A 10,784-nucleotide genomic window follows, 5' to 3' on the forward strand; every position below is an offset into this window, starting at 1 on the left:
CACAGGATCAAGTACTCCAGATCCTCGGCGCTACCGCTTCCCGGCCCAACAGCGCCGGGCGCAGCAGTTTCCACAGTTCGATCATCCAGGCCCGGGCATGCAGCGCCTCGTCAGCCAGGCAGCGGGCAACCAGCAAACCGGGCAGTTGGGTCAAATCACCGCGTACCAGATTGGGCACCGCGCGGCAGGCCTCAAGCAATTCGCTGTCAATGTTGCCGGTGACCAGCAACGTGCCAAATACGGTTTTGCCATCCAGACCAATCGGTGAGTCGAGCAAGCCGTCGCCACCGATGATGCGTTGCCGTTCATGCCACAGCAACTTGCCGTCGCGGCGCACATCCAGATGCGCCTGAAAATGCCCGGTCTTGAAGCTCTCGCCGCTCGCCGGTCTACCCAGCGCCACGACGTCCCAGTAAAGCAGCCGCGCATCGCCTTGCAGATCGATGCGAGTGGTCAGTTCGGCCTGTGCGGCACTGAACACGATGGTTTCCTGGGGCAGCCATTCCAGTGTCGCTCCCGGCGCAACGCTCAGATCAAGTTGCTGATAAGCCGGACCTGCCGCGCGATACCACTTGGCTGCGCCGGGGCTGGTCAGTTGTGCCCAGGCATCGGGGCCGACGCTGGCGCTGATGTCCAGTCGGTCACCACCGGCTATTCCGCCGGGCGGATGAACAATAATGTGCTGACAAACTTGCGGACCTTCGGCGTAAAGGTGTTTTTGCACCCGCAGGGGGCCTTTGTGGCGGCGCTGCGTGGGGCGCGTGCTGTCGCCAAAACGCCCATAGCCCAGCTCCAGCTCGGCATGCCAGCTGGGCGTGAACAATGCGGTGTGGGCGGGAAGATTCATTGGCTCGCTGTCGTTCTGTTCAAAGTTTGCACCTTAACGGATACCACTCAGATGGTCACCAGACCACGCACGCCTTCGGCTTCCATATTCTCGCCACGGCCTTGCTGAACAATCTCGCCACGGGACATCACTAGATACTGATCGGCCAGTTCGGCGGCAAAGTCGTAAAACTGTTCAACCAGCAGGATAGCCATGTCGCCTCGTTCCGCGAGCTTCTTGATCACCACGCCGATTTCCTTGATCACCGACGGCTGAATACCTTCGGTGGGTTCGTCGAGAATCAGCAAGCGTGGACGGCTGGCCAACGCACGACCAATCGCCAGTTGCTGCTGTTGACCACCGGACAGATCGCCGCCGCGCCGATGTTTCATCTGTAGCAATACCGGGAACAGCTCATAAATGAATGCCGGGACTTCCTTGGCTTCAGAGCCGGGGAATCGAGACAGACCCATCAGCAGATTTTCTTCCACGGTCAACCGGCCGAAGATTTCCCGGCCCTGTGGCACGTAAGCGATCCCGGCATGCACCCGTTGATGCGGCTTGAAGCCGGTGATGGCCTTGCCTTCCCACTGCACGGCGCCTTCTTTGGCCGGCAGCAGGCCCATTAGCACCTTGAGCAACGTGGTCTTGCCCACGCCGTTGCGGCCCAGCAGGCACGTCACTTCGCCGACCTTCACATCAAAGGACAGCCCGCGCAGGATGTGGCTACCGCCGTAGTACTGATGGAGCTTTTCGACTTGAAGCATGTTCGTTTCCCAAGCAAATGGATAACGGTAGGAGCGAACTTGTTCGCGAGGCGTCAGACCAGACAACGACTGTGGATCTGAAATCACCTCGCGAACAAGTTCGCTCCTACCGAGGGAGCTAGCGGCCCAAATACACTTCGATGACTCGTTCATCCGCCTGCACATCCGTCAGCGAGCCTTCGGCCAATACGCTGCCCTGATGCAAAACGGTGACGTGGTCGGCAATGGAGCCTACGAAGCCCATGTCATGTTCCACCACCATCAGCGAATGCTTGACCGCCAGGCTCTTGAACAGCTCGGCGGTGAATTCGGTTTCAGCATCGGTCATGCCTGCCACAGGCTCGTCGAGCAGCAATAGTTGCGGGTCCTGGACCAGCAGCATGCCGATCTCCAGAAACTGTTTTTGACCATGCGAAAGCAGACCGGCCGGGCGTTGCATGGACGACGTGAGGCGTATGGTTTCCAGCACTTCATCGATGCGGTCGCGCTGTTCGCCACTGAGTTTTGCTCGCAGGCTGGCCCACACCGACTTGTCGGTCTTCTGCGCCAATTCCAGATTTTCGAACACGCTCAAGGCTTCGAATACCGTGGGCTTCTGAAACTTGCGGCCGATGCCCGCCTGAGCAATTTCCACTTCGCTCATCTGCGTCAGGTCCAGGGTTTCACCAAACCAGGCCTTGCCGTGACTCGGACGGGTCTTGCCGGTGATCACGTCCATCAGCGTGGTTTTACCCGCGCCGTTGGGGCCGATGATGCAACGCAGTTCGCCTACGCTGATGTACAGGTTCAGATCGTTAAGGGCTTTGAAACCATCGAAACTGACGCTGATGTCTTCCAGCGTGAGGATGGTGCCGTGGCGAGTGTTCAGTCCTTTGCCGACGCTTTGACCGAGGCCAATAGCATCACGGCTGGTGCCAGCATCAGCGTTGGGATCAAGGATAGGTTCGAGCATGAACGCCGGTGTCGGAGTGGTTTTCATTGTTCGCTCCTCTTCTTGAGCAAACCGATCACGCCCTTAGGCAGATACAGCGTGACGATGATGAACAGTGCGCCGAGGAAGAACAGCCAGTATTCCGGGAAGGCCACGGTGAACCAGCTCTTCATGCCGTTCACGAGACCTGCGCCCAGCAACGGGCCAATCAGCGTGCCGCGACCACCCAGGGCAACCCAGACGGCGGCTTCGATGGAGTTGGTCGGTGACATTTCGCTCGGGTTGATGATGCCGACTTGCGGCACATACAACGCGCCAGCCAGGCCGCAGAGCACCGCGCTCAGCACCCAGACGAACAGCTTGAAGCCGCGCGGGTCGTAACCGCAGAACATCAGGCGGTTCTCGGCATCGCGCAAGGCGGTCAGCACTCGGCCGAACTTGCTCTGCGCCAGACGCCAGCCCACATACAGGCTCGCCACCAGCAGAATCACCGTCGCCAGAAACAGCGTGGCGCGGGTGCCTTGCGAACTGATGCTGAAACCGAGAATGCTGCGGAAATTGGTGAAGCCGTTGTTGCCGCCAAAACCGGTTTCGTTGCGGAAGAACAGCAGCATGCCAGCGAAGGTCAGGGCCTGGGTCATGATCGAGAAATACACGCCTTTGATCCGCGAGCGGAAGGCGAAGAAACCGAACACCAGCGCCAGCAAACCCGGCGCCAACACCACAAGACACAGGGCCCACAAGAAGTTATCGGTGCCCGCCCAATACCACGGCAGTTCGGTCCACGACAGGAAGGTCATGAATGCGGGCAAGCCATCGCCTGCGGCTTCGCGCATCAGGTACATGCCCATGGCGTACCCACCCAGGGCGAAGAACAGACCGTGCCCGAGGGACAGCAAACCGGCGTATCCCCAGACCAGATCCAGCGCCAGCGCTACGATGGCGTAGCAGAGAATCTTGCCCACCAGCGTCAGGGTGTAGGCCGAGACCTGAAAGCTGTTATCGGCGGGCAGCAAGGACAAAAGGGGCATTGCCAGCAGAATGGCGAGCACGACCAGGCCAACCGCCACAGTACCCTTGGGGCCGACTTTTTGTGCGGCCGTGACCATCAATGGTTGGTTCATTAGTCGATCACCCGTCCTTTCAATGCGAAGAGGCCTTGCGGACGTTTCTGGATAAACAGAATGATCAGCGCCAGGATCAGGATCTTGCCCAATACGGCACCGATTTGCGGTTCGAGAATCTTGTTGGCGATGCCCAGACCGAAGGCCGCCATGACGCTACCGGCCAGTTGTCCGACGCCGCCGAGCACCACCACCAGGAACGAGTCGATGATGTAGCTCTGGCCCAAATCCGGGCCGACGTTGCCGATTTGACTCAGGGCGACGCCGCCCAGCCCGGCAATGCCTGAGCCAAGCCCGAAAGCCATCATGTCGATGCGCCCGGTCGGCACGCCGCAGCAGGCGGCCATATTGCGGTTCTGGGTCACAGCGCGCACGTTCAGGCCCAGGCGGGTCTTGTTCAGCAACAGCCAGGTCAGCACCACCACAAACAGCGCAAACGCGATGATCACGATGCGGTTGTAGGGCAGCACCAGATTGGGCAGGACCTGAAACCCGCCCGACAGCCATTCAGGGTTGGCGACTTCAACGTTCTGCGCACCGAAGGCCAGACGCACCGCCTGGATCAGCATCAGGCTGATGCCCCAAGTGGCGAGCAGGGTTTCCAGTGGGCGGCCATACAGGTGACGGATCACCGTGCGCTCCAATGCCATGCCGATGGCCGCCGTGACGAAAAACGCCACTGGCAGGGCAATCAGCGGGTAATACTCGATAGCGCCCGGCGCGTAACGCTGAAACATCAGCTGCACGACATACGTGGAGTAAGCCCCGAGCATCAGCATTTCGCCGTGGGCCATGTTGATGACCCCCAGCAAGCCGAAGGTGATTGCCAGACCGAGCGCCGCGAGCAGCAGGATCGAGCCCAGCGACATGCCGCTGAAAGCCTGACCGAGGATTTCGCCGATCATCAGTTTGCGCTTCACTTGCGCCAGGCTGGTTTCGGCTGCGATACGCACGCTGGTATCAGTTTCCACGCCCGGCGCCAACAAGGTTTCCAGACGCGTACGGGCCAACGGTTCACCGGTTTCGCCCAGCAAGCGCACAGCCGCCAGACGCACCGTCGGACTGGTGTCGACCAGTTGCAGATTGGCCAGTGCGAGTGTCAGTGCGTCATGTACGTCATCGTCTTTTTCATCGGCGAGCCGTACGCTCAGGAACGGCAACTGCGCGGGACGGGCGCTTTTTTGCAATTGCTGCGCGGCAGCCAGACGTACTTTCGCATCGTCGGCCAACAGTTGATTGCTGGCCAGTGCGGTTTCTATCAAGCCACGCAGGCGGTTATTCAGGCGCAGTTTGCGCGGTTCATCGGTTGTCGGGGTATCAGCATCGACCGCGACGTAGTTGTCGCCGGTTTCGATAAAGGCGCGTTTGTTGCCATCCGCAGCAACGCGACCTTCCTGCAAGGCTTTGATCAGTTCGATGCGCCCCGCAACAGGCTGGGCAGCCCAGCTCTCAAGGAGTTCGGCTTGTTGTGCGGAACTGGCCGCTACGAAATCACCGGCATCGCTGGCCTGTGCCGCCATGGGCAGCAGCAGGGCGAGGGTGAAGATGAGGCGGTACAGAATGTTGGGCATGGCAGGTGTCCTGAAAGCGTCCGCATGAGTTGCGCGGAAACGGTAGGAGCCAACTTGTTGGCGAGACAGGCGGCGCGGTGCCGTGTAAGTCGCCTCGCGAACAAGTTCGCTCCTACCGGGAGGTGTGACCTCAGATGCTTAGTTACTCTTCACCGCATGATCCGGCTTCTTGTCGTTACCCGGGATGTACGGGCTCCATGGCTGGGCGCGGATCGGCTCTTTGGTCTGCCAGACGACGTTGAACTGACCGTTGTCCTCGACTTCGCCGATCATCACGGGTTTGTGCAGGTGATGGTTGGTCTTGTCCATGGTCAGGGTGAAGCCTGATGGGGCGGCGAAGGTCTGACCGGCCATGGCTTCGCGGACTTTATCCACGTCGGTGGACTTCGCTTTCTCCACCGCTTGCGCCCACATGTGGATGCCCACGTAAGTGGCTTCCATCGGGTCGTTGGTCACCGCCTTGTCTGCGCCCGGCAGGTTTTTCTTCTTGGCGTAGGCTTTCCAGTCAGCGACGAACTTGGTGTTGACCGGGTTCTCTACCGACTGGAAGTAGTTCCAGGCGGCCAGGTGACCCACCAGCGGTTTGGTGTCGATACCGCGCAGTTCTTCTTCGCCCACGGAGAAGGCCACAACCGGTACGTCGGTAGCCTTCAGGCCCTGGTTGGCCAACTCTTTGTAGAACGGCACGTTGGAGTCGCCGTTGACGGTAGAGATGACAGCCGTCTTGCCGCCCGCAGAGAACTTCTTGATGTTGGCAACGATGGTTTGGTAATCAGCATGACCGAACGGGGTGTAGACCTCTTCGATGTCCTTGTCCGCTACACCTTTGGAGTGCAGGAACGAGCGCAGAATCTTGTTGGTGGTGCGCGGGTAAACGTAGTCGGTACCCAGCAGGAAGTAACGCTTGGCAGCGCCGCCGTCCTCGCTCATCAGGTACTCGACCGCGGGAATCGCCTGCTGGTTAGGCGCTGCGCCGGTATAAAACACGTTGGGCGACATTTCTTCGCCTTCGTACTGAACCGGGTAGAACAGCAAGCCGTTGAGCTCTTCGAATACTGGCAGAACGGATTTGCGTGACACCGAGGTCCAGCAGCCGAATACCACGGCAACCTTGTCCTGAGTCAGCAACTGGCGGCCCTTTTCTGCGAACAACGGCCAGTTGGACGCCGGGTCGACGACCACGGCTTCCAGCATTTTGCCGTTGACGCCGCCCTTGGCGTTGATTTCGTCGATGGTCATCAACGCCATGTCTTTGAGCGATGTTTCGGAGATAGCCATGGTGCCCGACAGCGAATGCAGAATGCCGACCTTGATGGTCTCGGCAGCCTGGACGGTCCATGTGAGCCCCATCGCAGCGATGGATGCGGAAAGGGTAAAGGCTTTTATCAGACTGCGACGCTTCATTGGGCTAGCTCCGTTATTGGTATTCGATGGGGCGCACGAGATAACGCATATCTGATTGCTGTTTAGCAAAGGCTGGGCCAAGGCACGAAATAGCCCACCCGAACAGGAAACTGTCCGGGTGGGCAGGAAATGAACGCACCAGCGTGGAACTTATTTGCCGGGCTGGTGCGCGGAGCTGCGCTTAAATGGTGCTCATGCTTTACAGCATCAGCTCAGTGTTGCCGGAGTAGAGATCGAACAATTTATCCGGAAGGGCAGTTGGGCTTTTGAAGTAGACGTAGAACCGTTTGCCTACCAGTCGGCTTGCCACCAGTTGCAGCGGCGTGGATGGGGCAATCGCTACGTGGTCTCCCAGGAAGCTGGTGAACAGGTTTTTCTTTGGTACCGACTCGTTGAATATGACGAATACAGTGCTGTCCTCACTGCTTGCCGACTGACGAATGAACCCGTCCCGGCTCCACTGCTCGCTGCTCCAGCGGCTGACTGACGCAGACTGCACGCCGTTATCGATGAACACTTGCCCGATCTCGCTGGTCAGTTTTCGCAGTCCTGCGGCACTGACCAATACGGCCCGATAAGCCCGCCCCTGATATTCGTTGAGACGATAGAACTCGCTCAGAAAACGGACGGTCAGCGGCGTATGCATGCGTGCGCGCAACAACGTGTTGATGGGTTGCGAGCCGCCCTCACAGTAATCAAGTATTTCCGGCATTTCATCGGCATTGGAGGTTTGTGCCAGACGCAGATAGTTGCGATTGAACGCCAGTCTGGATACGTTGCTGACGTTGTCCGCCGAGTCCGGCCAATTCTGCACCACGTCTCCCAACTCCTGATCTGACTGCTTCAGCAGCAGACTGCTGATTCTGGTGCGCAGTGTTTCTATTCTGCTCCAGACACCGGGCCTGGACTCCAACGCGTAGGCGGGCTCTTTAATCAGCAAGTCAGGATTAGTGACGTCTACGCGATAGAGCTGGCAGTGACCAAACAGCCAGGGCTGGCGTTTGATGAAGTACTGTCTGTCGCCTATCTGTACGGCATGAAACTGATTGGCGTCGTACGGCACAACGGCATCCAGATCGGTGTGTTGCGGGGTGGGGGTGGAGGACTCCAGATAACCGATCTGCTCCTCACCCTCGGCGCCGGTGCGCTGGACCAGTGGCGAAGCAGGGCGCAGATTTTCCAGTGCGGTGAAGGGCTCGCGATTCATCACCCATCGACCCAGCGCAGCAGCGCCAAGGTAACCAACCGCGCACAACAATTCGAAGGCGGCGCCATTGTAATCGCCTTCTCTGAGATGCTGGAAAGCCTCCCAGAGCTTGAACAGACCGACACCGGCCGCCAACGCGATGAGCACAGGTGAAGGAATGAACAGCATGGCAATATTCAGCGCGATGCTTCCAAACAACGAACCGTGTTTCTTGATCACCTCGGGCCTGAAGTGAAGTGCCTGTCGGCGGGCATGCTTCAGGTCGTGATGGGTCATGAGGTAGTCCTCGCCCTCATCAACGTAATCAGGTTCGCCAAAAATAAAGCTGGGCAGCCTGGCAGGCGTCTGCAGATGCTTGAACGTTTCTCTTGCACGAAAATGCTTGAGCCATTGCTCGTACTCGTCGGCGCTGCATTCCACTGGCCGGCTTTCCTCGGGCAATTGGCGCAGCAGGTATCGGGTGAAGTCGGGATTCTCCAGAAACTCCTCACGCATGGTTTCCTCGTCGGGAAACCAGCGAAATACCCGACTGTCCGGTGCGTTCAGGGTGCAGAGCAACAACGGCTGCCTGGGTGTTGAGCCTTGCGGAGCAATACGCATGACATCAGGGAGCGGGTGTTGCTCAAGGATCATGAAATCGAGGTTGATGGTTTTGCCATCGACCTTCTGCCGCTGCTCGACGCAGGGGCTATCGATAATGACCTTCATCCAGTCTCTGGCCACGTCCGGCAGCCGCTCGGTCTGAGCCTGTACCTGATCCATGCGCAGTTGGGAGATGGCAAGGCTTTTTACGTTTTCGAACCACGCTGTCTGATGAGCTCCCTGGGATTGCGGGCCGTCAGGCATGTTCGTGCACAGGTGATGCAACTGCATGATGGATTTGCTGTAATCCTGCGCCGCGGCGACCCAGTGCTGCTGGTGCTCGCGACTTACGTTCTGCCACCAGTGCGGCATGTTACTGGCGATCAGACGATGATCGTTACGATCAAGCATGAGCGCATTGTCCAGGTGCGCAGCCTTGGCCAGTTGCAGGGGCAAGGTCCGCGCAAACTCATCTGCGTTGATCTTCGATGTTCTTGCCTGACGAAGCAGGTAGCTGAAGTCGGCTTGTTGCCTGGCCACTTGCTGATCGAACAATGTTTGCAGCACATCGCCGCTCAGCAGCGATAAACGCCATGCAGGAACGGCTGGCGTCAGTTTGAGGATTTTCTCTCGTGAATCGGCGCTGAGGTTCTGGAGTAAAACCTGCTTTTGTATGGCGTCGTTAAAGCGCATCCCCAAGGAATGGATCATCGCTGCGATGTTCTCGAAACCTTCCAGCCCCTGATGTTCGGTACGAAGCAGTACCTCCCCCAGATTGGTGTCAGTCAGCGCCGGTGGTTGCAGGCTTTGGGTATGAGTCAGTACAAACGCGCCGGGTAAAATCTGCGCTTCGCCTTGCCCATCCACCAGCGCCAATTGAAAGGCACCATATTTCTGCACGGTGTTGTTGTCAGCAATACGCGGCCTGTTCAGTTGCTCTTCAAGCATGGCGTGCTGGGTGGTCGTGAGCAGGCTTTGCTCCACTGCCGCTTCGGATTCCAGCAGCAAGGCCTTTTTCCGTTCAGCGATAAACCGCTCACGGCGGCTGATGCCATTGTGGAGGTAGGTCCAGTAGTCGGCCAGTTGCTGGCGATAGACCGGTTCAAGCGCACTGTTGAAGTGTGTGTAAAGGTCCAGGATTTGCTGGCATTCGAGATGCGCGACCTCGTCGGATTCCGCCACTGTGTTCGCGGCCCTGTAGAAGCCTGCATGGACGGACGGATCAAAGCTCGACCGTTCCAGAAAGTGACTGAGCAAAGTATCGCGCACGGGTTCCGAGTGCAGAAACTGACGCAACGAGCGTTCAATGGTTGGGTGGCTTTCCTCCGGGAGTTGGGTGAAGGGTGGGATCGTCAGGGTCTTCAGCGTGTAGGACGTCAGCCAGGTGCGACTGATGTCGATGCTTGCTCGCGGGTTATCACGTTGCATCAGGCGCAGAAACTCCTGTTCAGCGACGGTGCGCAAATCGGGTGGATACGCTGCACTGCTGGCAGCGGGTGAAGCAGATTGAGTAGGCATGATTCCGTTTCGTTTTATGAAAGATGCAGCTCACGAAATCGGATTTGGGAGAGGGTGTCTGTAGGTGCTAGCGCCGTTGGTTGTCGAGGCAATTCCGCAAGTGTTGTAGGCGTATAACCTGACGTAGGACCGGCTTTAGCCGGGAAGGGGCCGTTACATTCACAGCATTTGCGTCGTCCGGAATGCAGCCCTCCCGGCTAAAGCCGGTCCTACAAAACTCGATCAAGGGCCCGGTATCAATGACTGTGCTTGGGAGCCCCAGGCGGCTGTTTCAGCACTTCAACCTCTACCGTGACCTCACCTGACTTCTCGAAGTGCAGGGTCAACGGGAAGGTTTTGCCTTCCGTCAGCGCAGCCTTGTCTTTCAGGTCCAGCAGCATCACGTGATAGCCCATTGGCGCGAACACTGCGTCGCCACCGGCCGGGACTTCCACGTTCGGCACCTGTTGCATTTTCATCAGGCCATTGGCGTGAACATGCTCGTGAAGCTGAGCGGTGCCTGCGATGGGCGTGTCTGCGCTGAGCAGGCGGTCTGCGTTCTGGCCATTGTTGTGAATGACAAAATAGGCCGCGACATTGGGCGCATTCGGCGGCAGCTCCATGGACCAAGGGGCGGCAATATTCAGCTCGGCGGCGCGATAGTCATTGGCGTTGGCGTAACTCACTGGCAGCAACAACGCTGTCAGCATGAGCAGGTGTTTCAACATTAAAGAGACTCCTGTCGATTGAGTTGACATTTAGCCTGAACCACGTGGCGAAGTAAAAAGCCCCGGATGTGGCGCGATGCCGCGCTGTCGCAAAGCAAAACATGGGACCTGTAGGAGTGAGCTTGCTCGCGATTTCGGTATGTCAGT

General features: G+C 58.4%; 8 protein-coding genes. All 8 read right to left on the reverse strand.

Annotation, left to right across the window (positions count from 1 at the left end):
* Nucleotides 1–7 precede the first annotated feature (7 nt).
* The 8 genes from H8S59_RS23470 to H8S59_RS23505 all read right to left on the reverse strand — a co-directional run bounded on the left by H8S59_RS23470 (nt 8) and on the right by H8S59_RS23505 (nt 10,637).
* Nucleotides 8–847, reverse strand: a complete 840-nt coding sequence (locus tag H8S59_RS23470; RefSeq protein WP_187522975.1) for an urease accessory protein UreD — start codon at nt 845–847, stop codon at nt 8–10.
* Between the two features lie 47 nt (nt 848–894).
* Entirely contained in the window at nt 895–1,593 is a 699-nt protein-coding gene (gene urtE / locus H8S59_RS23475; RefSeq protein ID WP_027901342.1) for an urea ABC transporter ATP-binding subunit UrtE, read from the reverse strand.
* Nucleotides 1,594–1,711: 118 nt separating this feature from the next.
* A complete protein-coding gene (gene urtD, locus H8S59_RS23480) occupies nt 1,712–2,572 on the reverse strand; it encodes an urea ABC transporter ATP-binding protein UrtD (RefSeq protein WP_095101866.1) in 861 nt (286 codons plus the stop codon).
* Nucleotides 2,569–3,648 carry an urea ABC transporter permease subunit UrtC gene (gene urtC, locus H8S59_RS23485; protein WP_187522976.1) on the reverse strand — a complete coding sequence of 360 codons (1,080 nt, stop codon included), beginning with the start codon at nt 3,646–3,648 and terminating at the stop codon, nt 2,569–2,571. The genes urtD and urtC overlap by 4 nt, the downstream gene beginning before the upstream one ends.
* Nucleotides 3,648–5,219 (reverse strand): urea ABC transporter permease subunit UrtB, encoded by a 1,572-nt coding sequence (gene urtB / locus H8S59_RS23490; protein ID WP_187522977.1) that lies wholly within the window; start codon nt 5,217–5,219, stop codon nt 3,648–3,650. Before urtB ends, urtC begins: the two co-directional genes overlap by 1 nt.
* Before the next feature lie 138 nt (nt 5,220–5,357).
* The gene (gene urtA / locus H8S59_RS23495; RefSeq protein WP_027901346.1) at nt 5,358–6,623 is read right to left on the reverse strand and encodes an urea ABC transporter substrate-binding protein; all 1,266 of its coding nucleotides are present in this window, start codon (nt 6,621–6,623) and stop codon (nt 5,358–5,360) included.
* A 199-nt stretch (nt 6,624–6,822) separates the two neighbouring features.
* Nucleotides 6,823–9,930: a hypothetical protein gene (locus tag H8S59_RS23500; RefSeq protein WP_187522978.1), complete on the reverse strand. Its 3,108-nt coding sequence runs from the start codon at nt 9,928–9,930 to the stop codon at nt 6,823–6,825.
* A 236-nt stretch (nt 9,931–10,166) separates the two neighbouring features.
* Nucleotides 10,167–10,637: a copper chaperone PCu(A)C gene (locus H8S59_RS23505; RefSeq protein ID WP_187522979.1), complete on the reverse strand. Its 471-nt coding sequence runs from the start codon at nt 10,635–10,637 to the stop codon at nt 10,167–10,169.
* Nucleotides 10,638–10,784 lie beyond the last annotated feature (147 nt).

Origin of the sequence: Pseudomonas folii (assembly GCF_014357575.1) — a bacterium.
Lineage (GTDB): Bacteria > Pseudomonadota > Gammaproteobacteria > Pseudomonadales > Pseudomonadaceae > Aquipseudomonas > Aquipseudomonas folii.

Coding starts and splice junctions, on each gene's coding strand:
- urtE (WP_027901342.1), bottom strand. CDS start 1,593: ATGCTTCAAGTCGAAAAGCTCCATCAGTACTACGGCGGTAGCCACATC.
- H8S59_RS23500 (WP_187522978.1), bottom strand. CDS start 9,930: ATGCCTACTCAATCTGCTTCACCCGCTGCCAGCAGTGCAGCGTATCCA.
- urtD (WP_095101866.1), bottom strand. CDS start 2,572: ATGAAAACCACTCCGACACCGGCGTTCATGCTCGAACCTATCCTTGAT.
- urtB (WP_187522977.1), bottom strand. CDS start 5,219: ATGCCCAACATTCTGTACCGCCTCATCTTCACCCTCGCCCTGCTGCTG.
- H8S59_RS23470 (WP_187522975.1), bottom strand. CDS start 847: ATGAATCTTCCCGCCCACACCGCATTGTTCACGCCCAGCTGGCATGCC.
- urtC (WP_187522976.1), bottom strand. CDS start 3,648: ATGAACCAACCATTGATGGTCACGGCCGCACAAAAAGTCGGCCCCAAG.
- urtA (WP_027901346.1), bottom strand. CDS start 6,623: ATGAAGCGTCGCAGTCTGATAAAAGCCTTTACCCTTTCCGCATCCATC.
- H8S59_RS23505 (WP_187522979.1), bottom strand. CDS start 10,637: ATGTTGAAACACCTGCTCATGCTGACAGCGTTGTTGCTGCCAGTGAGT.